The sequence below is a fragment of the Undibacterium sp. SXout20W genome, assembly GCF_049340285.1.
GTDB lineage: Bacteria > Pseudomonadota > Gammaproteobacteria > Burkholderiales > Burkholderiaceae_D > Undibacterium.
The window spans coordinates 1-21,192 of sequence record NZ_JBMPPH010000049.1 but is presented as its reverse complement, the minus strand read 5'-3'; the positions used below and the strand labels follow the sequence as shown (position 1 = coordinate 21,192).

Genomic DNA, 21,192 nt, shown 5'->3' with positions numbered 1-21,192 from the left:
GCAAGTCTTTCAGGGGAGACTGTGTAAGGCGCTATCGATCTTAGAAGCTATATTGCAGACCGACAGAGAAATTGTTGACCGCTTCTTTTGCGCCGTCGTATTTCACTTTACGTGTTTCAAATTCACCACGCAACGCAATTTGATTCGTCAGTTTGTAATTCACTCCCAAACCAAAGACGGGTGATGTCGATGTTTGACTATCGTACCCAGCCGTATTTTGATCAACAAAATTATTCGCTACTTTGATACGTGCTACACCGGCTTTTGCGAAACCACTGAATTTATCCGTAAATGCCTGGTTATAGACACCGGCTAATTCGAACCCGGTTCCTTTCAGGCTATAAGAATTTTGTGTACCAGGTACGTTGGCATTCCCATCAATCGTACCTAAGGAGAAGTAGCTACCTTCAACCGCAAATTTATCGTTGATGTTGTAACCACTAAATAATTTGTATGCACTTGAACCAGTACTGCAACTAGTCAGGCCTGTGCAATCCTCGCTCCATTGCGCTTTACCGGCGGTGCCGCCGACGTAAACTTGAGCAGAAGCAGCAGCACTGAACATCAAACCAGCAGTGGCAAGTAACGCGATAACTAATTTATTTTTCAACATGGTTTCTTCCTTTTATCAATGTGTATTCAACTCCGACTACACACGAATTGTGTAGCGCATCTTCGACTGAACCTCGTGTTAGCGAAGCGCAAACGAAGTCTCGCATCATGGAAAAAAAATGAATATCAAATTTAAGGAAGTCCCACCTAATGGAACAAAAAGACCAATAAAACAGTACTTTTTGTATTTTTTTATAAATTTCGTACAAAATTTCAATCCATTTTAGCTATAACTAAAAAGGGTGAAAAATCAAAATGACAGCAACAACGAGTCAATGCTGACGTGAAAATAACGGCTCCATAGAATTTAACTAAGAGCCAGCGTCAGCTCATTGGGATAAATATATCTATTTTTTACAACGTATTTGTCATCATTGTGAAAAATAATTAGAAGTTAATTGACCAAGAAAACGGCAACGCTCACAATAAGCCGTTCTCCACTGGCGATGGATGGAAACAACGTACCCTTACTGTATCTCGGTCTGAAAATTTACTTATGAATAAAGCTCAAGCGATGCTCAGCGCATTGCGATCAACTTATTTGAATGATTTACCATCGCATATTGATGAACTTGAAAGCTTGTTACTAAGACTCGAATCTGACGGCTTTGATTTGGAAATTTGCAGAGAGCTTTATCGCCGCATTCATACGTTAAAAGGTAGTGGCGGCACTTATGGTATGCACGTCATTTCTGACGTTTGCCATCCGTTTGAAGATTTGATTTCTCATTTTTTAGAACATACCGAAATACTGCAATTCAACTTTATTTCAACGGCGCTTGAATATATTGATTTGCTGCGACGCGTAACACTTCTGTATCAACAATCTAAAGTACCTGGCGAAGAAATTAAAACGCAATTACAAAGTTTGCGTCATCAGGCGCTGCAGAATCCCTATTCAGCATTAGTTGTGGAAAGCTCCGATGTTGTCGTCAACATTATCAAAGACGTGTTGAAGTCTTATCGATTCAGGTTAGAGGTCGCCAAAGATGGATACCTTGCGTTAGGTCGAATTCTCTCTGAGCCTTTCGATCTTGTCGTGACCGGTCTGGAAACGCCTCGTATGAATGGAATGGCTTTAATCAGTGCTGCTCAGCGCTTAGGTGGCAAATCAAAAAATACCACCTGCGTTTTAATCACAGCATCGCAACTCAAACAGGATGAGAATTTACCTGATTTTGTTTTACAAAAAGACGCACTATTCAGAGAGCGTTTTAATAAAATCGTCCACCACATGATTAGTAACTAAGTTCGTTTTTGTGTTTCATTGAATGAGAGCGATATCGAAACTGGTTTCCAATCTGGTTTCCAATCTGGGTTCCAACCTGTTTTTCATTCCAGTTTTTGCTCTATACCGCTAAAATCAGCCTTATTGGCAGCCGTTGCTCGCGGTACAATATGGTTCTTGACTTCAACCCATCCCTTGCAGGCTAATTGTCAGTGCCTGGATTCATGTATTACTCACCCAAGGCATTTAAGTAGAGATACTTTGCTGACGTAAGATGGAGCGACGGATGTCGTCTCTTTATGAAAAATAATAAATTTAACCCCACCTTTAACGCCTATCTAATCTATATCGGCGTAGCTATTGCCTCGGGCGGTGTTGCGCTCTATACACCGATTATCGTTTCTGAAACAGGCAAACACTTTTCTGGCTTCTGGGCTGCTTCCATTTTGTTTGGATTGAATTTAGGACGCGTGCTCGGTTCCTATGGCGGCAGTCGTTTTCCTAAAGTTGCCAATCACCCTTTGGCTATTTCTGGCAATATTTTATTGGAAGGAATCGCTTTATATTGCATGGCTTTTCTTGCGCAGGCATGGGCACTGGCGGCGTTTGCATTATTGGCGGGTTTGGGCAGCGGTCTTTCTTTTCCAGGATTGAAAAACTATTTATTAAAACTTCGGGAATTAGATCAGTCGTCGTTGTTTAGTCGACTCGCATTTGCAATACGGATGGGTTTAGTCGGCGGCTATTTAACAGCCAGTTGGGTGCCGCATGACAGTTTAAAGATCGTATTTTTAATCGTACTGATTACCTTTATTGCCTATGCATTATTCATGCTCATTGCAATGAAAGCGATTGCTAAAAACGAAATTTCATATTTAGCGCAGCATACGTCAGGTAGTGATAACGGACACAGCAATCCATCAAGCGTAGCTTCCAATCTCAATGCAACTAAAATAACGTCGTCCAGAAGCACTGAGTTGCCGCTTTTGTTTTATTTATCGAATGCAGTATTTTGGTGTTTTGCAGTCCAACCTATGATAGGTTTCAGTTTGCATATACCTAAATATACACCGGACATTCCCGTTTCAACGCCATTTTGGCTAGCGGCATTGGTCATCATTTTTTTTCAAATCCCAATTTCCAAACGTGCTGTTCGAACGCATGATCATTTTCGCTTTTTACAAATTGGCTACCTATGCCTCTTTTTAAGCTTCGTTGTGATGATGGTATTCGGGCACTCTAGTACCGCAGTCATTACGTCGGCAATACTGCTTTCTTTTGGACAGGTTTTTTATGGGCCATCACTCGATGTGCTGACAGCGCGCTTTGCTGACAAAGCGAATGCCGACACCGGCCAATTAATGTCGCGACAAATGCTTTACCAAAGTATGGGGAATATGGTCGGCAGCATGGCTGGTGGTGTTTTATTCGATCTTGCCCAAAGCATGCATAACCCTGCACTCAATTGGCTACTCCTCGCAGCAGGTAGCTTAGTGATGGTCATCATGAGTAAAAACAAGATCCCTAAGCTCTACCGCAATGCTGGCAATTTGGAAGAGGCAACGTAAAAAGCCGTGCTTGTCAGTTCAAAAACAAACCAACATTATATAGAGTCAGCAATCATCGATGGTTTTCATTCTTGCGCATCAACCGGTGTCAATACACACCGCATATAGGTTTGCTGACGCGCTTTCATGCGCTCTATAATCAAGGTGATCGTGTCGCGGTCAATTGCTTGAAACGAAAACCCTGTGCGGATATGAATACCCGTGTCAGCAGAAGACCAAACATGCGTCAAATGGATGACGGGCATCTCCATCAAGTAATTTTCATCGTCTGACAAACGCATCAAGTAGTGAGATTTACTCAGTTTGTCATCAAAGGAAGTGAGAACTTGCATCCCGTTTTCACTCATATCAACCACTAAAGCTGACAGAGCATTATCATTCTCACGATTAAAGATCCAAACCGGAATGAAGCCCTGTTCTTTTGGTAAGCGAAAAAATTGTACACGTTGGCAACTGCGATTTTCTGGTTGGTTCATATTAAATCGAAATGAGAATAATGTAAGAATGCGCCCATCTTTAACGCCTTATCAGCCAACATTCGACCGCGAGATGTTTAACAATATTGACTAATACAGCACAATATTTCTTTTTTGTTACTCCATCGTGACGCATTACACTTCTTGCGTGTAATTACAACACATCGCTTTCAATCATTATTTAAATAACATGAATTGTTTATGCCATTTAAATTTCCACCTTTAACTATCGTCATTAAAATGGTCATTTACGATCGATTACGAGGTAAATTTATGGCACGTCACCACGCGCATCGCACGCCGATGGTGGCAGGTTCAAGGCCGTTTTATGTTTCAAGTATTTCTAAAAAATGATCTTTAAAAAAATAAATCTAACCAAGATAGCAACTTTAAAAGCATCGATAATAGCCAAAGATCAAGTTTGGAATCTCTTTATGATATTTCCCGGAATTTCGGCTTACAATTCTGCAAAGTTAAATTCAGCACTCAAATAAATCAATATGCACGCAAAGGGGATTTGATTGAAACGCAAAGCTGCACCGTCAGACTCAGTCGCCGAACAACGGCGGCTACAAATGGCCGACATAGCCCGATTGGCCGGCGTGTCCACTTCCACCGTTTCGCGCGCTTTAAGCGGTAGCAAATTAGTCAATGAAGAAACACGGAACAGAGTCGCCGATCTGGCGCGCTCCTTGAATTACACGATCAATATCGGTGCGCAAAATTTACGCCTGAAGCAAAACCGTACTGTCGCCGTCGTTGTCCCCTATGATGCGACAACACGGCAACATTTATCCGATCCCTTTTTTCTGGCGATATTGGGGAGCTTGGCTGATGCGTTAACCGACCGTGGATTTGATATGTTGTTGTCACGTGTTGATTCTGAACAACTGGATTCCATTTCTCTGCCATTTGACACAGGGCGTGCCATTGGTGTCATTTTAATTGGTCAGTGGCGCCACCACGATCAACTCAATAAAATCACGGCACGTGGCGTGCCCATCGTTGTATGGGGCGCGCAACTTGAACGGCAAATGTATGTCACGATTGGTAGTGACAATGTTGCCGGAGGATATTTAGCAACGGAACATTTGATTAAGTCAGGCAGAAAGCATATCGCTTTTTTTGGTGACGTCAAATTGCCTGAAGTTGCCAGCCGCCACAAAGGATATAGCCAGGCCTTGGAAGCGTATCAAATTCCTTATGACGAACAATTAGTGGTACCGGCTTCCTTTTTAGAAAATGGTGGCGACCTCGCGATGACTGAATTAGCACATCGAAAAGTGCATTACGATGGTCTGTTTTGCTGTAGCGACTTACTCGCAATGAGTGCAATTAATATCCTGCGCGAACAGAATAAAAATGTGCCTGAAGACATAGCCGTGGTGGGATACGATGACATCGAATTGGCACGCTATTTCCACCCGCCATTAACAACGGTCCGTCAACCTATCCAAGCCGCGGGTTTGGCTTTAGTCGATGCATTATTGAATCTGATTGATCAGCAAACTGTCACGCCGCAACTATTATCAACTGAACTCATTTATCGCTCTAGTTCAGGCCAACTCAGACATGATTGAATAAAAAAACCGCCTGATGCAAAGCATGCAGGCGGTTGTCAGTCTCACGGGTAAAACCTGAAAAAATTTTAGAACGCGTATTTCAATGCAACTTTCGCTGTGCGTCCATTGATGGAACGAGCACCTTGACCGTTATCGTACTCTGTCCAGCCTACTTTGTTAAACAGATTATTAGCACTCAAGGTTACCGTTGCACGTGGGCTGATTTGATAATTTCCAAACACATTCACAGTGTAATAACTTGGCAAAATAATGGTATTACCATTATCACCAAATGACTTATCTGTGCCAATCAAACTTCCGCCAACAACAAAATCACCAAATTGATAGGATGGAACGATCTGATAAATAAATTTAGCTAAACGCTGAGGCTGATTGCCAACGATCGTCGAATCCAGTGCGCCCACAATCGATGCGTCAGTATAAGTAAAGCTGCCACTAACATTGAAACCACCGGTACGATAAGCACCTTCAACCTCAATCCCTTTAGCGCTATAAGTATTTTGCGTTAAAAGACGTGTTGTTAAATCGTAGTTACCCTCAGCCGTATCTGCCTTGAACAAGGTGACGAATGCACTGAAACCCGCTTCACGCCATTTCACGCCGACTTCAGTTTGCTTAACGGTATTGATCGTAATTGGTTGAGTACCATCAAATGGACCACCCATCCGTTCAACAACGTTGAATGAAGCGCCGCTGCTATAACGAGCAAATAACGCAAGATTATTTGTCAGTTTATAGTTGCCACCCAAAGAGTATGAATTGTTGTCTTTGCTGTAATTAACAGGCGTGTCGGCCAATCCAGGGAATACACCAGGTGTATATGCTCCTGCAGAAACAGAGCTTGTTTGTGAGCCAGATACTTTTTGCATATCACGACGCAAACCAGCTTCCAAATTTAATGGACCTGCTTCGTAGCTTAAATCCAGATATGGCGAACTCATATTATATTGAATATCACGAGTTTGATTGCCCCACCATGTGGATTGTGGCAGAAGACCACTAGCGTCAGTTTGCTTACCGCTATTATTTAAGCCACTAAGTAACACTGGCTGATTACCAGTTGCAGTGATCAGATAATGCGGCAAATTTTGTGTCACACCAATATGCTGATTATCGATGTCCCAACCGACCAAAGTTGTCAACTTACCGCTATTTGGCAAATCGAAGGTTTTGGATAATTTAATCGCATTCACCGTATTATTCAGGTTGTCAAACGAGGCGTTAAATGCGGAAACTTCGAGCACGCTGCCAGTATACGCCTGGCCTTTATATGGGCCACTGGCATAAGTTGTACCTGCAAATGCATTAAATGTCGGACCCGTTGGATAACCTGATTCAAAACCGCCACTCTTTTGCGACCGACGGAAACTTTCATCCAATACCCAACCATTACCAAGTTTAAATGAGCCTTGTAATCCCAATGCATTTTCTTTAACTGTCAAACCAGTATTCAGATTCGCCAGGCTTGAGGCACCTGAATTGGTTAACCCAACGATCTTGCTCCAATAGGGAGAATAGTAACTAGCAGTCAACGGATCGTAGCCAGCAGCGGCACCAATCGTGGCTGGATTTGCTTTGCTTGGATTGGCATTGCTAAGGGTAAATGGTACCGGCATATTCAGCGGCGTCTGATCATCCAGATGCTTAACGCTCAAGCGAATAAAGCTGCCGTCACTAAAGTCATGCGTGATATTCGCTTTAATCTGGCCGCCAGATTCAATCGGCACGCCACCACTGCGTGTACCATCGCCATCCCTGAAAAAACCACCAACATACATCCGTGTTTGCGGCGAAAGATGAACGCCATAATCAAAGTCTAAACGAGTTTCATTGAAACCCAAACCTTTGGTAAGGCCGATGCTACCGCCTTCTTCTTTCCCGGTTTTTGAGATGAAGTTAATAATCCCGCCTGGTGAATTGCTTCCCAATACAGATGCCGCACCGCCCCGCACTGCCTCGATATGATCCAGAGAATTATCAAGTTTCACATACATATCTGGTGTGACAAACGCATAGTCACCATTTTGTAAAACAGGCAATCCATCTTCCTGGAAACCTACATAGCGTGAACCACCTGCTGAAATTGGAATACCGCGCACCGTCACATTGGTATTACCTTCACCAGCGGATGCTTCGGAGTGAACACCAGGGATAGAACGCAATGCATCCGCGGAACTTGTTGGTGCAGACAATTGCAGTTGATCTGGATCTAAGGTACTGATCGACACGCTCGAGCGCATTTTGCTCACGCCGATTGGTGTACCAGTCACGATAACTTGATCCAGTTTGAGTGAATTGCTGTCTGCGGTCGCCGCTGCTACTGGTGCCGATTGTGCTACTTCTTGTGCATTTGCTGCAGCCAATTGCAACATCGCCAGAGAAACTGCGGACGCTAAGTAGGTCACCTTCATATTACGTCTGTTCATTTTTGTCCCCATATTTTTAAATTTGGTATCGCTAGAAATTTTATCGATTTCTATAGGTAGCAACTTCCTCTCACTGACTGAAAACTTTTTTTGCAAACGGTTGCAAAGAAAAAAGAAGCTGAAACGAATTATCTTCTTGGCTGAAATTTTATGCAACCATGCAACGCAACAAATCGTTAAAAAAGCATAAAAGCTAGTAGTAAATGCCTATAAATATGACAAAAAACAGAACAAAAAAATGAAGACTATATTATTTAAGTAATTGATTTTATGAATATTTTAATTAACAAAGATTTTCATAAAGACACTAAGAAGGTATTCGCGTAGATTTTTTCATCCAGCACTAAATTTGTCGCACTGCGAACACAAAAAGGCGCCAACTCAAAAAAATTGCTGCGACGCAAAACATATTTTATTGAAATCGATTGCAATGAATTATTTATGACCTGATAATTTGCTCTGAGTGGAGAAATCCATCCATTAAAATTGCATCGTTAACTATGGCTCTCATTAGCTGTGAACTCATTAACTGTGGCTCTCATTACTTGATTGAAGATTTACATGACTTTTCTAAACACTTGCCTGGACCAAATGTTGGCGCAAATTCCAATCGAGCGACGTGACTCGCTGCGCGCACGGTTTGAGTCTCATGGCTGCGTTTTACTTAACCGACTACAACATCTGTATGGAAAGCATCCTCATTTTGAAGAGTGGTTTATCAAGCTACTCACACGGGTCGCTATCACTCACGCCAATCGCAGCACAGAATTGCTCGCACTCGATATTCACCGTGAAACCAATCCAAATTGGTTCACTCAACAATCCATGCTCGGCTATTGTGCCTACGTGGATCGCTTTGCTGGAACCTTGCAGGGGATCAATCAAAAAATAGACCATCTATCAGAACTCGGTGTCAGCTATTTACATCTACTACCATTCTTACGCGCCAGAGCTGGAGACAACGATGGTGGCTTTGCGGTTGCGAGCTACGACGAGATAGAACCACGTTTTGGTGACATGCAAGATCTGCGTGATTTGACGACTAATTTACGTCTACATGGTATTAGCCTATGCAGCGACTTTGTGTTGAACCATGTAGCAGATGACCACCCTTGGGCCCGTGCTGCAAAAGCAGGAAGTAACAAAGAACTAGAATACTTTTATACCTATGCTGATCGCACTGAGCCTGATTTGTTTGAGCGTGATTTAGGACAAATATTTCCACAGGCAGCGCCAGGAAATTTTACGTTTGAACCTAATCTGCAACGCTGGGTATGGACGACATTTTATCCCTATCAGTGGGATTTAAATTACACCAATCCAGCTGTATTCGAAGAAATGGCGTTAGCCTTATTGGCACTAGCAAATAATGGCGTGGAGGTTTTTCGTCTAGACTCGACAGCATTTTTATGGAAACGTGCAGGCACCAATTGCATGAACCAAGTTGAAGCGCATTGGATTTTACAGGCCTTGCGCAGCATCGTCGACATTGCCGCACCGGGCGTATTGTTAAAGGCAGAAGCGATTGTTCCAACTGCAGAGTTACCTGCTTATCTGGGCAATAAAAACCCGTCAGCAGCCGAGTGCCATTTAGCCTATCACAGCAGCTTGATGGCAGCTAGCTGGGGCGCATTGGCTGAACAAAATTGTGACTTGCTATATAACGTGATGGAGGCAACACCGACCTTACCGGAGCACACGTCATGGCTCACCTATATACGTTGCCATGACGATATTGGCTGGAATGTCATCCGCCCGGAAGCCAGCCAAAAAGCGCAAAATGCGCAACAACGTCTGCAACATATTGCACAATTTTATGCCGGCGCAGAAAATAGTTTCGCCAATGGCGCGAGCTTTCAAGCGAGTGATGCCAATGCGGTCCATGGCACCAACGGCATGAGTTCAGCGCTGACCGGTTATGCCCGCGCCAAGACGCCAAACGATACTAAACTCGCACAACGTCGTCTCTTATTGCTATACGGCGTCAGTTTCTGCTTTGGGGGTATGCCATTGATTTATATGGGTGATGAACTGGCGCAAGCCAATCATGAGCTATATGCAAGCGTACCTGAATACGCGAATGATAGTCGCTGGTTACAACGCCCATTTTTAGACGAATCGTCTTACGCAACGCGCCATGATAAAACAACTGTTTCGGGAAATTTATTTTTAAAACTGTGCCATTTTTTAGCACTCCGACGAACCTTGCCGATGCTGGCGGCAACAGCGTCGCGGTCTCAATTCAAGCATCGTAATCCGGCCTTGCTGACGTTTTTCCGTGATGATGCAAGTGCTGATGCAAGCACGACAAATCGCCTGCTGTTTGTTGGTAATTTTTCAGAAAAAACACAAAAAATCAGTCTACAAGAGCTAGCCATTTGTAATTCTAACGAATCGTGGTTAGATCAACTTACGAATGAAAGCTATACGGATACCATTGACATCGAACCCTGGTCGCAGTATTGGCTTACAAACAAAATTACCAAGATCAACTAAAAATGCAACAAAAAATACAAAAAAAGCAACGAAAAGGACAACGTAAAATAAAGTCCGAAAATAATTAAAAGGCACACCGCACGAAGATCCTGGAATTCATCACCGTTGGTAAAAATAATGCATGAGACAATGAATGAGAGAAAAATAGGTATGACAAAAATAACGAAACCCCTGCTGACGTTCTGGCAAATCGTCAATATGAATGTCGGTTTTCTCGGCATTCAATTTAGTTTCGGACTCCAACAAAGCAATATGAGTCCCATCTATAAATACCTCGGTGCGAGTGAAGCTAACTTGCCTTATCTCTGGTTGGCAGGCCCTATAACGGGCCTAATTGTGCAACCAATTATCGGTGCGATGAGCGATCGTACCGTCTCTCGCTGGGGGCGACGTACGCCATATTTTTTGATCGGTGCAGTGCTGTGTAGCCTTGGCTTATTTTTGATGCCCTTTAGCCCTACCTTATGGATGGCAGCGGGATTACTTTGGATTCTGGATGCTGCCAGCAACGTCACGATGGAACCTTACCGCGCCTACATCAGCGATAAGCTCCAGCCAAGTCAACACTCGATCGGCTTCTTAACTCAAAGCGCCTTTACCGGATTAGGTCAAACCTTGGCTTATTTAACGCCATCTTTGTTGGTCTATGCAGGCATGGATAAAGATGCAGTCAATGCAAATCACATTCCTTATATCGTCATTATCGCGTTTATGATGGGCGGGGTTTTATCAATTGGCTCCATACTTTGGTCACTCAAAACGTCACCAGAAATTCCACTGAGCGCACATGAAATAACAGAGATTCAGCGTCAACCCAAAGGTGGGCTGGCGACTGCCAAAGAAATTTATCATGCAATAATTGAGATGCCAGTCACAATGAAGCAGCTCGCTGTGGTGAAATTATTTCAGTGGTATGCCATGTTTTGCTACTGGCAGTACATCATGCTGTCCTTAGCAAAAACGATCTACGATACAAATGATCAGGCTTCGGTCGGGTTTCGGGATGCCGGATTATTAAATGGAAAAATCGGAGCGTTTTACAACTTTGTTGCGTTTATAGGCGCCTTCGCTTTGATTCCGATGGCTCGTCGCTACGGTGCAAAATATAGCCATGCAGTGTGTTTAAGTTTGGCAGGTATAGGAATGTATTGCATCCCAATGATACACACGCCGTGGTTATTGCTTCTTCCTATGGTTGCAGTCGGACTAGCGTGGGCAAGCATCATGGGCAACCCTTATATTATGCTAGCAGGCAGTATTCCTCCCGAACGAACTGGCGTCTACATGGGCATTTTTAATATGTTTATTGTGATACCAATGATTATTCAGATTTTCACTTTACCGCTGTACTACGACAGTTGGTTAAGAGGCAATCCAGAGAATGTCATTCGGTTGGCTGGGGCATTATTGGTATGTGCGGCAATTGCTGTTAGTTTCGTCAAAATCAAACCAGTACTGCGCGTATCCTGAGCTTTTTTGCTTTGATTTTAATACGATTCAAACACCCGCTTATTCAACGATAGAGAATGAACAAACGTATTCAAATAGCGTGTCTGAATTCACCATTATATTCAAAGAGGTAATAAAAATAAGAGACTCAACTCCTGAGCCTCGATCCTGGGATCATAAAAAAACCAGTTCAACATTGAACTGGTTTTTTTGTTTGCGACTGAAGATGAACGAGAAACTTAAGCTTCGCCCAAATAAGCAGCCTGAACTTTAGGATCGTCCAACATATCTTTGGCGTTGCCGCTCATTGTAATTAAACCAGAGTCCATTACATAACCTCGGTGTGCTGCTTGCAGAGCCAACTTCGCATTTTGCTCAACCAACAAAATCGTCACACCTTGCGCCGATACGTTACGCACCACTTCAAAGATCTTTTCCACCATGATTGGCGAAAGACCCATTGAAGGTTCATCCAGCAATAACAAATTTGGATGACTCATCAGCGCTCGTGCCATGGCCAGCATCTGCTGTTCACCACCGGATAAAGTACCAGCGAGCTGCGCCGCACGCTCTTTCAAACGAGGGAAGACTGTGAACCATTTTTCAATATCCGCATTGATGTTAGCGGTATCGTTGCGGGTGTAGGCGCCCATCATCAGATTTTCTTGAATCGTCATCCGTGTGAAAACGCCGCGTCCTTCCGGTACCATCGCTAAATGGCTGGTAACCAATTCAAACGATTTCTTATTGGTAATGGACTCACCGAGGTAAGAAATCTCGCCTTCTACTTTACAACTTGGCAAAGTACCTGTAATGGCTTTCAAAGTGGTTGTTTTACCAGCGCCATTGGCACCAATCAGGGTGATCAATTCACCTTTATTGACTTCCAGATCAATGCCCTTAACGGCTTTGATGCCGCCATATGCAACCTTGAGGTTGCTAACTTTCAATACATTCTCAGCCATTAGTGAGCACCTCCCAAATACGCTTCAATTACCGCCGGATTTTTTTGAATATCCGAAGGGATGCCTTCTGCGATCGGCTTACCGTATTCGAGAACAGTAATGCGATCACATAAACCCATCATCAACTTCACATCATGTTCGATCAACAGAACTGTCTTGCCTTCGTTCTTAATCTTGACCAATAATTCACGCAAAGCCAGTTTTTCAGTCGCATTCATACCAGCTGCCGGCTCGTCGAGCGCTAACAATTTTGGATCAGTCGCGAGGGCACGGGCAATTTCAAGACGGCGTTGATCGCCATAGGACAAGAACTTGGAGGTACGATCTGCAAACTGACCAATCCCCACAAAATCAAGCAACTCTTGCGCACGTTGACGTATCTCCGCCTCTTCTTTGCGAGCAGCAGCAGAACGGAAAATTGCCCCGAATACGCCCTGATGGGTGCGGATATGGCGCCCTACCATGACGTTTTCTAATGCCGTCATTTCACCAAATAAGCGAATATTTTGAAATGTACGGGCAATCCCTGATATCGCAACTTCATGCGGCGCCGATGGTGAGTATGGTTTTCCATCCAGCTCAAACGTGCCAGTATCTGGTTGATATAAACCGGTGATCACATTAAAGAAGGTCGTTTTACCGGCGCCGTTAGGACCGATTAAGCCGTAAATTTGCCCTTTTTTAATTTCAATCCCAACATTGGAAAGTGCTTGTAAGCCGCCGAAGCGCTTATTTACACCATCAATTTTTAACATTATATCTTGTGTCATCTTGATCTTCCTTAAGCTGCCGCTTCGTTCGTTTTAGCGATTCTGTCTTCGTGCTTTGGTGCTGGCCACAGACCCGCAGGACGATTCAACATAACAACCACCATCGTCAGACCGTATAACAATTGACGAAGAACTTCAGCTTCAATCCAGATTTTGCCAAACAACAGCATTTGCACAGGCTCAACAACGTGACGCAAGACTTCTGGCAGAGCAGCGAGCAAAATCGCGCCAAGAATTACGCCTGGGATATGACCAATACCACCCAATACCACCATCGCCAGAACCACGATAGATTCCATCAGAGAGAAAGACTCTGGAGATACAAAGCCCTGGAAGGACGCAAACATCGCACCGGATACGCCACCAAAGGAGGCGCCCATAGAGAATGCAAGCAGTTTAATGTTACGCGTATTCAGACCCATCGCTTTGGCGGCAATTTCATCTTCACGAATCGCAACCCATGCACGACCCAAACGAGAATCTTGCAAGCGCAGAGAAATAAACACAATCGCAATACACAACGCCAGGAACAAGAAGTAATAGGCATTGACGGAAGGCATCGAGAAACTACCGAAATTAACCACACCGCCCTCACCTGCCATGGAAACACCGAACACATGAATAGGATCAATCATGTTGATACCTTGTGGCCCGTTAGTGAAATTAATTGGCGAATTCATGTTGTTCATGAAAATACGCACGATTTCACCAAAGCCCAAAGTCACGATGGCCAGATAATCGCCACGCAATTTCAAAGTTGGTGCGCCCAACAACGCACCAGCTGCACCTGCAATCACAGCAGCGAATGGCACAATCACCCACACTGACAAGTGGATACCATTTTTGGTGATTTCAGGACCGCAAACAGCAACTAAAAAGTTACCGACAACAGGATAGTTATCAATGAAGGACTCAAGAATAACCGCGAATTGTTGTGAACCGAAAATCGCGGCCAGATAAGCGCCAGTAGCATAAAACGCGATATAGCCCAGATCAAGTAAGCCAGCAAAACCGACCACAATGTTCAAACCCAGCGCCAGCATAATGTAGAGCAGCGCAAAGTCGATAATACGAACCCATGAGTTACCAAATTGAGCAGCAAAAAACGGGAACACCATGAGCACAACAGCCAGCAAAGCGAAGCTTGCGTAGGCTTTTTTTGGATTAGCTTTTACATCAAATATAGTTGACATTGATCTTCCCCTTAAGCACGATCAGCAACACGTTCACCCATAATGCCGGATGGACGCAATGTCAGAACAATAATCAGAACAACGAAGGCGAAAATATCCTGATATTGGCTACCTAAAATGCCACCAGTCAAATCACCGATATAACCCGCGCCTAAACTTTCGATCAGACCGAGCATAATCCCGCCAACCATCGCGCCGTAGATATTACCGATACCACCCAATACCGCAGCGGAGAAGGCTTTCAGACCAGGCACAAACCCCATCGCAAATTGTGCAGAAGAGTAGTTAGCAGTCCACATCACGCCAGCAATTGCAGCTAACGCAGCACCAATCGCAAATGTCGCCACGATGACCTTATTCGAATCGACACCCATCAGACCAGCAACCCGTGGGTTCTCAGCGGTTGCGCGCATTGCACGACCCATTTTGGTTTTCTCAACCAACAATACAAGACCGATCATGGAGACTGTCGCCAGAACAAGAAGTAAAATCTGGATCTGAGAAATCACGGCACCACCAATTTGCACTGGAACGGTTGGCATAATTGATGGGAACGATACAGGGCTGCGACCCCAGATCATCATCGCGAAGGTTTGCACCAAAATGGACACACCAATTGCTGTGATCAACGGCGCCAAACGCGGCGCGTTACGCAATCGGCGATAAGCAACCCGTTCGATCAAAACGTTGACCGCGATACAGACGGGAATTGCACCGATAATAGCGATCAATAACATCGCAATACCAGGCAAACCTGGCGCAATCACCTGGAGTAATTTAAGAATACTCAGCCCAGCCATTGCGCCGACCATGAGTACATCGCCGTGGGCGAAGTTAATCAGATTCAGAACACCATAGACCATGGTGTAACCAAGGGCGACCAGTGCATACATGCTACCTAATACAAGGCCATTAATAATTTGTTGGATAAGGGTATCCATAGTTGCATCTCTCTTTATGAACGAATCGAAATTTCAGCTGATTTGGAATGTACGATACAGCTGGGTAAGCCTTCATACATTTTTACAGCAAAAATTGTTCCTGATAACAAAAACGGCACCTCGCTTGTTCAGGTGCCGCCCGGGTTGCAGCGTTTGCTATCCGAAAAGGCGCGTCATCATATAGAGAGTGACAATATTACGTGAAATACACATGATTTAAATCTCCTCTGTAACTCTTGATAAAAGTTTTTTCTAATATTTAGACTTCATTAATACGCCATTGAAGTGGCCGCGATTATACCTAGCGACAACCGTATCCTAGTGGTAAAAAAACCACCTGTACCTACGTATTTTCCACAGACCTGCTACTTAAGCATACACGTTTTACAAATTTGGAAAACCCCAAATTCAAATGTATCGCCATCATAAACATGAGTTAGCAAAATAAAATATTGAAAAGCCAAAGATAAACTGATTTAAATCAAATTTCGAAATGACAACTGGTTTATAGAATTAGTTTTTTGCGTTCAACCCTTTCGGCATAGGGAACGTAACGTTTTCTTGTACGCCATCCAGAGGACGAACACTGCGTGCACCAAGTTCACGCAAGCGATTAATGACTTCTTCCACTAACACTTCCGGCGCAGAAGCACCTGCCGTTACGCCAACTCGTTGTACATTGCTGAGCCAGTCTGCATTGATCTGACTTGCGTTATCAATCATATAGGCAGTTGCTCCCATTTTCTCTGCCACTTCTCTGAGGCGATTCGAGTTTGAGCTATTTGGACTGCCAACAACGATCACCAATTCAACCTGGGGCGCCATAAATTTGACAGCTTCCTGACGATTGGTCGTTGCATAGCAAATGTCGCCTTTCTTAGGCTCACTGATCTGCGGGAACCGCTGCTTTAATGCTTCGATAATTTCCGTGGTGTCATCCACCGATAGCGTGGTCTGAGAAACGTAAGCCAACAATTCCGGATTCTTCACCTGCAGGTGAGCGACATCGGCGACGGTTTCAACGAGATACATGCCATCCTCGCTTTGCCCCATCGTACCCTCAACTTCCGGGTGTCCGTCGTGACCTATCATGATAATTTCGCGCCCTTCGCGACGCATTTTCACCACTTCCATGTGCACCTTTGTGACCAAAGGACAAGTTGCGTCAAACACCGTCACACCACGCTCATCTGCCTCTTTCCGAACGGCTTGCGACACACCATGCGCGGAAAAAATCAAAGTATTGCCTTTCGGCACGTCTTCGAGTTTCTCGATAAAAATAGCGCCCTTCGACTTTAAATCGTTCACAACGTACGCATTGTGCACAATTTCGTGCCGCACATAAATTGGAGCACCAAATTGTTGCAATGCACGCTCGACAATTTCAATTGCACGGTCAACGCCAGCGCAAAACCCGCGTGGTTGGGCTAATAAAATTTCCTTATCCATTTTTTATAATATTCCTATGATCTTCGTTTCGAATAAGACAGATTGACCAGCCAATGGATGGTTAAAGTCAAAAATATACCCATGTTCATCAATCGAACGCAAAACACCTGCAAACCGACCGCCTGAGGGTGCTGCAAAATCGACTAAATCACCAACCACATATTGCTCACCGAAGGCAGAGTTTGCCTTGAGTGTCTCGATCGATACGCGCTGAATGAGCTCTGGATTACGAGGGCCAAAGGCTTTTTCTAGCGGCAACTCTTGGGTGATGTGGGAACCTTCAGTTAAGCCTAACAACGTATTTTCTAACTCTGGGGCAAGCTGACCTGTACCCATTTGTAAAGTTGCGGGGTTTTCATGAAAGGTACTGATAATATCTTCCCCGCCAAGTGTTGCAAGACGGTAATGTAAAGTCAGGTAGGCATCTTTGGTGACAACGGGGTGTTCTGGTGTAGTCATAGTGGGGCAATCAAAACGGTGCAATAAAAAAAGCATTAACGAATAACCCCGTATTGTAAGCCAGCTTTTGCTCTTGGTAATTTTTCTCGCTATCTCGCTTTGGAGAATCAGGTAATGGCAATCAACGATTGGCCGGAAGATCAACGTCCGCGTGAGAGGTTGATCAAATTGGGGGCAGCATCACTGTCAGACGCGGAATTACTTGCCGTATTCCTGAGAACAGGTGTACGCGGAAAAAGTGCCGTAGATCTCGGGCGCGACATGGTCAGCCATTTTGGCTCGCTGTCTAAACTGTTCACCGCCTCTATTAAAGACTTTTCTGCTATTCACGGTCTGGGCAATGCAAAATATGCCCAACTACAAGCTGTCCTGGAACTATCAAAACGGGCAATCAACGAAGAATTAACAATCAATGCGTCGTTATCTTATCCACAAGCCGTTAAAAACTACCTGAAACTACTTCTAGGCCATAAAACACACGAGTCATTTGCTGTCTTGTTTCTGGATATTAAGAACAGACTAATCATCTCAGAGGAATTATTTCGCGGCACACTCAGTCAGGCCAGCGTATATCCGAGAGAAGTGGTTAAAGCAGCTTTATTGCATAACGCCGCAGCCCTGATTCTGGCGCACAATCATCCTTCTGGTTCCTGTGAACCAAGCCGTGCGGACATCGATTTGACTCAAAGTTTGAAACAGGCACTGAGCTTGGTGGACATCAAAGTGCTGGACCACTTTATCGTCGCCAACCCGCACGTATACTCGTTCGCAGAGCATGGTTTGATATAGCAAAGTGAAAATGTTAAATAAAAAAACAATATAAGACACAATTGTTTTTCACAAGTCGTTGATAAATCACAGTTTTTTGTTTATACTCTCATTTTTTCCAATTTCGGAAACTATTAAGGAGTTAATCATGGCACGTGTATGCCAAGTGACTGGGAAGGGGCCAATGGTTGGCAACAATGTTTCCCACGCTAATAACAAAACAAAACGTCGCTTTTTGCCAAATCTGCAAAATCGTCGCTTTTTCGTAGAATCAGAAAACCGTTGGGTTTCTCTGCGTTTGTCTAATGCTGGTCTGCGCGTCATTGACAAAGTCGGCATCGATGCCGTTTTGGCTGACCTGCGTGCTCGCGGCGAAAAAGTTTAAGCTAAACTATTGTTAGGAAAATATCATGGCTAAATCTGGTCGCGACAAAATCAAGCTGGAATCTACAGCTGGAACTGGTCACTTCTACACAACCTCCAAAAACAAGCGCACTATGCCTGAAAAAATGGAGATCATGAAGTTTGATCCAAAAGCACGTAAGCACGTTATCTACAAAGAAACCAAAATTAAATAATTTTGTTTCTTTATGGAAAATAAAAAACCTCGCAAATCCGCGAGGTTTTTTATTTTGGGTATCACGTATGTTGTGATTGAAAAATGCTAAAAGCAAATATTTAACGTCAGCGGAAATTTAAAATCTCGCTTCGTTGCTTAACTTTATACCTTAACGATTTCAACATCGCATCAGTACTCTCCTGAAAAATAGAGAGATCGACTGTCCGCCAATGGCTGGCGTACCCTTTAGAGCCGGTCAAGGCTATACATTGCAGTCGGTCAAACGCAACATTTATACAATTAGAGGCCGTCGTCGCGTGCTGAAATCCAAGTGCGGTAATCCAGCTTAGCAAGTTCCACATCGGCCTGCGTCGAATAAAAAAGGTCAGCGCCACCGTCATATGGGGCATATGCCGTCCCGAGTTTGGTGTTTGCAAACATGCCTGAACCAGTCAAATCGTCAGCTATAGGCAGAATTAAATCATTGAATTTGTCTTTCTTCCATATGACTTGGCATGAAAAAATTGCCATTCATCATCGTCACACTCATAAGTCGTCGCATAAACCGGCAAAATTCCACGTAAGGGAGTATTTCTGTCATCTTGCCAAATTTTTTTTGAGCCGAATTGACCGAGGAACAAAATACATTCGCTGTCTTCTCCAAGCAAGTCTATTGCAACTGCATTGTGGCGCTGAAGAATTTTCAGCCGCTCAGATCCCGATTTAACATAACGCTTTGATTCAGGGATACTATGAATACGAAGCCAACGATCCCAATAAGCATCCCGGCATAAGAATCCCGCTGGTGCTGCATTTGGAAAAGTTTTTACTCCATTCGGCGGCGGCTGTTGCGTGTTTCACTTGGTAATCACTTTACGATAGATCATTGAATGATATGGCGGCAAGTTGCCGCAACTCGCCTTTTCAAGCTGCAACCATGACGCACTACACTAGATGTACCCCAAATTAACTTTTAAATCCTGAGGTGTGTGATCATTTCCCCATAAGGTTGCGCCCGTTGCATTTAGAAAGTCTCTAAATTCAGCAATTGTCGAAGGTGATGCACACCATCTGTTACCCTCTCCAAGATTTTCAGTTTCTTCATTGCATGAATAAGTAAAAGTCACTCTCAGCTGTTGCATGCTGTCCGATTGGTCGTCGGGCTCTTGAATATCGAACATGACTTGCCGCGTAAGATCAATTTCAAAAAATTTTCCCTTGCCCCAGTCGTAAGTACCCCACTGAAAAAGAAGTCTATCTCCACCAGACAATTCGTTAGTGAAATCAATCCGGTAAGCAACATAGTTTTCAATTGCGAGAGCAAATAGTGCCTTTAAATCCTGGTTTTTAAAGGCATCCGACTGTGTTAAATACTGCTCAGCTTCCTCAATTTTCATACTATTTTGTTAATTTAATTTACATATATAAGCAGCAAAATGTTACGTAGACAATGTGCCTAAAAATGATCTTATGCCGACATTGTGCTCTACACTAGCCTAATTAAATTTGTACTGTAGCTTAGCTAAATCATCATGGTAAAAATCAAGTGTCGCTTGATTCGGAAATAAAAAATCTTTGTAAGCTGTCCAATCTGGATCATCTTTGATGTTTGTGTATGTCTTGCATCCTGGGCACTCTTTCAAATAGAACGCTTTTAGTGCTTCCTCAATTATTGAGCCATCTTTCACATAGACATAATGCAGACACTCCCGGTTATGCTTGAATGTCCCCGCATGTATTGAGGGTGTTACCTTTTCGATCGCATCAATAAGCTTCGAGGACAGCTTATTTAAATTATCAAGGGCAGAAGATTCTGGAAGTCCATCTACTCTTTGCGAGACATAAGTTACCCCGGTAATAATTAATATCGGATACTTTGACAAAGGTAGCTGCTTTTTCAGCCCAAGATTTACGACAATTGATCCAGGACCTTGATCATACGAAGCTAAATAGGCCCACCAGAAATCGGAAGAAATAGTTTGGCTTTGCAGATTCACTGGAATCGTCTCAGTTGCCATTGAAACATTAAGTACCGAACAAAGAAAAAGCGCGATCAATCGTTGGAATAATTGTTTCTTCATCATTTATGAGTAAAAAAATTAGCTAAGGTCAAGTGAATTATCCGTATGCGTCCGACAGATCCACCTAAACAATCAGTGATTTGACGAATTCAATCGCAACGGCAGCAATTCATCAATACGATTATTTTTACAGGTAGGGAGTTTTTCCAACGTATCTTTAAGCCAAGCG

20 protein-coding genes and 1 pseudogene are annotated in these 21,192 nt (G+C 43.7%); 8 read left to right on the top strand and 13 right to left on the bottom strand.

The window, feature by feature from the left end:
* Positions 1-40 precede the first annotated feature (40 nt).
* A complete protein-coding gene (locus ACO0K1_RS17575; RefSeq protein WP_423028076.1) occupies positions 41-613 on the bottom strand; it encodes an outer membrane beta-barrel protein in 573 nt (190 codons plus the stop codon).
* Between the two features lie 495 nt (positions 614-1,108).
* Here ACO0K1_RS17575 and ACO0K1_RS17570 point away from each other — a divergent pair, with 495 nt between their 5' ends.
* Positions 1,109-1,861, top strand: a complete 753-nt coding sequence (locus tag ACO0K1_RS17570; RefSeq protein ID WP_423028074.1) for an Hpt domain-containing protein — start codon at positions 1,109-1,111, stop codon at positions 1,859-1,861.
* A gap of 278 nt (positions 1,862-2,139) precedes the next feature.
* Positions 2,140-3,408 (top strand): MFS transporter, encoded by a 1,269-nt coding sequence (locus ACO0K1_RS17565; RefSeq protein WP_423028072.1) that lies wholly within the window; start codon positions 2,140-2,142, stop codon positions 3,406-3,408.
* Positions 3,409-3,473: 65 nt separating this feature from the next.
* Here the strand turns inward: ACO0K1_RS17565 and ACO0K1_RS17560 are convergent, their stop codons facing one another.
* On the bottom strand, positions 3,474-3,884 hold the full coding sequence (locus ACO0K1_RS17560; RefSeq protein ID WP_423028070.1) for a PilZ domain-containing protein: 411 nt from the start codon (positions 3,882-3,884) through the stop codon (positions 3,474-3,476).
* 521 nt (positions 3,885-4,405) lie between these two features.
* Between ACO0K1_RS17560 and ACO0K1_RS17555 the strand changes: the two genes are divergently transcribed.
* Positions 4,406-5,464, top strand: coding sequence for a LacI family DNA-binding transcriptional regulator (locus ACO0K1_RS17555; protein ID WP_423028068.1), 1,059 nt, complete (start codon positions 4,406-4,408; stop codon positions 5,462-5,464).
* A 68-nt stretch (positions 5,465-5,532) separates the two neighbouring features.
* Here ACO0K1_RS17555 and ACO0K1_RS17550 read toward each other — a convergent pair whose 3' ends face one another.
* Positions 5,533-7,893: a TonB-dependent siderophore receptor gene (locus ACO0K1_RS17550; protein WP_423028066.1), complete on the bottom strand. Its 2,361-nt coding sequence runs from the start codon at positions 7,891-7,893 to the stop codon at positions 5,533-5,535.
* Between the two features lie 561 nt (positions 7,894-8,454).
* On the opposite strand from ACO0K1_RS17550, the gene ACO0K1_RS17545 reads away from it, so the two are divergent.
* Positions 8,455-10,389 carry an alpha-amylase family glycosyl hydrolase gene (locus ACO0K1_RS17545; RefSeq protein WP_423028064.1) on the top strand — a complete coding sequence of 645 codons (1,935 nt, stop codon included), beginning with the start codon at positions 8,455-8,457 and terminating at the stop codon, positions 10,387-10,389.
* 150 nt (positions 10,390-10,539) lie between these two features.
* Complete coding sequence (locus ACO0K1_RS17540; protein WP_423028062.1) at positions 10,540-11,859, top strand: MFS transporter; 1,320 nt, start codon at positions 10,540-10,542, stop codon at positions 11,857-11,859.
* A gap of 218 nt (positions 11,860-12,077) precedes the next feature.
* On the opposite strand, the gene ACO0K1_RS17535 is transcribed toward ACO0K1_RS17540, so the two are convergent.
* The 6 genes from ACO0K1_RS17535 to ACO0K1_RS17510 all read right to left on the bottom strand — a co-directional run bounded on the left by ACO0K1_RS17535 (position 12,078) and on the right by ACO0K1_RS17510 (position 17,615).
* Positions 12,078-12,803: an ABC transporter ATP-binding protein gene (locus ACO0K1_RS17535; RefSeq protein WP_423028060.1), complete on the bottom strand. Its 726-nt coding sequence runs from the start codon at positions 12,801-12,803 to the stop codon at positions 12,078-12,080.
* Positions 12,803-13,573 carry an ABC transporter ATP-binding protein gene (locus ACO0K1_RS17530; RefSeq protein ID WP_423028058.1) on the bottom strand — a complete coding sequence of 257 codons (771 nt, stop codon included), beginning with the start codon at positions 13,571-13,573 and terminating at the stop codon, positions 12,803-12,805. The genes ACO0K1_RS17535 and ACO0K1_RS17530 overlap by 1 nt, the downstream gene beginning before the upstream one ends.
* A gap of 11 nt (positions 13,574-13,584) precedes the next feature.
* Positions 13,585-14,766 carry an ABC transporter permease subunit gene (locus ACO0K1_RS17525; protein ID WP_423028056.1) on the bottom strand — a complete coding sequence of 394 codons (1,182 nt, stop codon included), beginning with the start codon at positions 14,764-14,766 and terminating at the stop codon, positions 13,585-13,587.
* 11 nt (positions 14,767-14,777) lie between these two features.
* Positions 14,778-15,707: a branched-chain amino acid ABC transporter permease gene (locus ACO0K1_RS17520; RefSeq protein WP_423028054.1), complete on the bottom strand. Its 930-nt coding sequence runs from the start codon at positions 15,705-15,707 to the stop codon at positions 14,778-14,780.
* A 513-nt stretch (positions 15,708-16,220) separates the two neighbouring features.
* Positions 16,221-17,156 carry a 4-hydroxy-3-methylbut-2-enyl diphosphate reductase gene (gene ispH, locus ACO0K1_RS17515; protein ID WP_423028052.1) on the bottom strand — a complete coding sequence of 312 codons (936 nt, stop codon included), beginning with the start codon at positions 17,154-17,156 and terminating at the stop codon, positions 16,221-16,223.
* 3 nt (positions 17,157-17,159) lie between these two features.
* Positions 17,160-17,615 (bottom strand): FKBP-type peptidyl-prolyl cis-trans isomerase, encoded by a 456-nt coding sequence (locus ACO0K1_RS17510; RefSeq protein ID WP_423028050.1) that lies wholly within the window; start codon positions 17,613-17,615, stop codon positions 17,160-17,162.
* Positions 17,616-17,729: 114 nt separating this feature from the next.
* Between ACO0K1_RS17510 and radC the strand changes: the two genes are divergently transcribed.
* From radC to rpmG, 3 genes are all read left to right on the top strand, one after another.
* Positions 17,730-18,404, top strand: coding sequence for a RadC family protein (gene radC, locus ACO0K1_RS17505; RefSeq protein ID WP_423028048.1), 675 nt, complete (start codon positions 17,730-17,732; stop codon positions 18,402-18,404).
* 127 nt (positions 18,405-18,531) lie between these two features.
* On the top strand, positions 18,532-18,768 hold the full coding sequence (gene rpmB / locus ACO0K1_RS17500; protein ID WP_162021243.1) for a 50S ribosomal protein L28: 237 nt from the start codon (positions 18,532-18,534) through the stop codon (positions 18,766-18,768).
* Positions 18,769-18,793: 25 nt separating this feature from the next.
* The gene (gene rpmG, locus ACO0K1_RS17495) at positions 18,794-18,961 is read left to right on the top strand and encodes a 50S ribosomal protein L33 (protein WP_110257750.1); all 168 of its coding nucleotides are present in this window, start codon (positions 18,794-18,796) and stop codon (positions 18,959-18,961) included.
* Between the two features lie 281 nt (positions 18,962-19,242).
* On the opposite strand, the pseudogene ACO0K1_RS17490 reads toward rpmG, so the two are convergent.
* From ACO0K1_RS17490 to ACO0K1_RS17475, 4 genes and pseudogenes are all read right to left on the bottom strand, one after another.
* Positions 19,243-19,691, bottom strand: a pseudogene (locus ACO0K1_RS17490) (DUF3885 domain-containing protein).
* Between the two features lie 201 nt (positions 19,692-19,892).
* Complete coding sequence (locus tag ACO0K1_RS17485; protein WP_423028046.1) at positions 19,893-20,339, bottom strand: hypothetical protein; 447 nt, start codon at positions 20,337-20,339, stop codon at positions 19,893-19,895.
* Between the two features lie 99 nt (positions 20,340-20,438).
* Positions 20,439-21,026, bottom strand: a complete 588-nt coding sequence (locus tag ACO0K1_RS17480; protein ID WP_423028044.1) for a DUF695 domain-containing protein — start codon at positions 21,024-21,026, stop codon at positions 20,439-20,441.
* Positions 21,027-21,095: 69 nt separating this feature from the next.
* Positions 21,096-21,192 (bottom strand): transposase domain-containing protein (locus tag ACO0K1_RS17475; RefSeq protein WP_423027520.1); only part of this gene is annotated, 97 nt, incomplete at its 5' end.

Excerpts from the sequence above, each read along its gene's own strand:
- ACO0K1_RS17575 (WP_423028076.1), bottom strand. The coding sequence starts at position 613 with ATGTTGAAAAATAAATTAGTTATCGCGTTACTTGCCACTGCTGGTTTG.
- ACO0K1_RS17570 (WP_423028074.1), top strand. The coding sequence starts at position 1,109 with ATGAATAAAGCTCAAGCGATGCTCAGCGCATTGCGATCAACTTATTTG.
- ACO0K1_RS17565 (WP_423028072.1), top strand. The coding sequence starts at position 2,140 with ATGAAAAATAATAAATTTAACCCCACCTTTAACGCCTATCTAATCTAT.
- ACO0K1_RS17560 (WP_423028070.1), bottom strand. The coding sequence starts at position 3,884 with ATGAACCAACCAGAAAATCGCAGTTGCCAACGTGTACAATTTTTTCGC.
- ACO0K1_RS17550 (WP_423028066.1), bottom strand. The coding sequence starts at position 7,893 with ATGAACAGACGTAATATGAAGGTGACCTACTTAGCGTCCGCAGTTTCT.
- ACO0K1_RS17545 (WP_423028064.1), top strand. The coding sequence starts at position 8,455 with ATGACTTTTCTAAACACTTGCCTGGACCAAATGTTGGCGCAAATTCCA.
- ACO0K1_RS17540 (WP_423028062.1), top strand. The coding sequence starts at position 10,540 with ATGACAAAAATAACGAAACCCCTGCTGACGTTCTGGCAAATCGTCAAT.
- ACO0K1_RS17535 (WP_423028060.1), bottom strand. The coding sequence starts at position 12,803 with ATGGCTGAGAATGTATTGAAAGTTAGCAACCTCAAGGTTGCATATGGC.
- ACO0K1_RS17530 (WP_423028058.1), bottom strand. The coding sequence starts at position 13,573 with ATGACACAAGATATAATGTTAAAAATTGATGGTGTAAATAAGCGCTTC.
- ACO0K1_RS17525 (WP_423028056.1), bottom strand. The coding sequence starts at position 14,766 with ATGTCAACTATATTTGATGTAAAAGCTAATCCAAAAAAAGCCTACGCA.
- ACO0K1_RS17520 (WP_423028054.1), bottom strand. The coding sequence starts at position 15,707 with ATGGATACCCTTATCCAACAAATTATTAATGGCCTTGTATTAGGTAGC.
- ispH (WP_423028052.1), bottom strand. The coding sequence starts at position 17,156 with ATGGATAAGGAAATTTTATTAGCCCAACCACGCGGGTTTTGCGCTGGC.
- ACO0K1_RS17510 (WP_423028050.1), bottom strand. The coding sequence starts at position 17,615 with ATGACTACACCAGAACACCCCGTTGTCACCAAAGATGCCTACCTGACT.
- radC (WP_423028048.1), top strand. The coding sequence starts at position 17,730 with ATGGCAATCAACGATTGGCCGGAAGATCAACGTCCGCGTGAGAGGTTG.
- rpmB (WP_162021243.1), top strand. The coding sequence starts at position 18,532 with ATGGCACGTGTATGCCAAGTGACTGGGAAGGGGCCAATGGTTGGCAAC.
- rpmG (WP_110257750.1), top strand. The coding sequence starts at position 18,794 with ATGGCTAAATCTGGTCGCGACAAAATCAAGCTGGAATCTACAGCTGGA.
- ACO0K1_RS17485 (WP_423028046.1), bottom strand. The coding sequence starts at position 20,339 with ATGAAAATTGAGGAAGCTGAGCAGTATTTAACACAGTCGGATGCCTTT.
- ACO0K1_RS17480 (WP_423028044.1), bottom strand. The coding sequence starts at position 21,026 with ATGATGAAGAAACAATTATTCCAACGATTGATCGCGCTTTTTCTTTGT.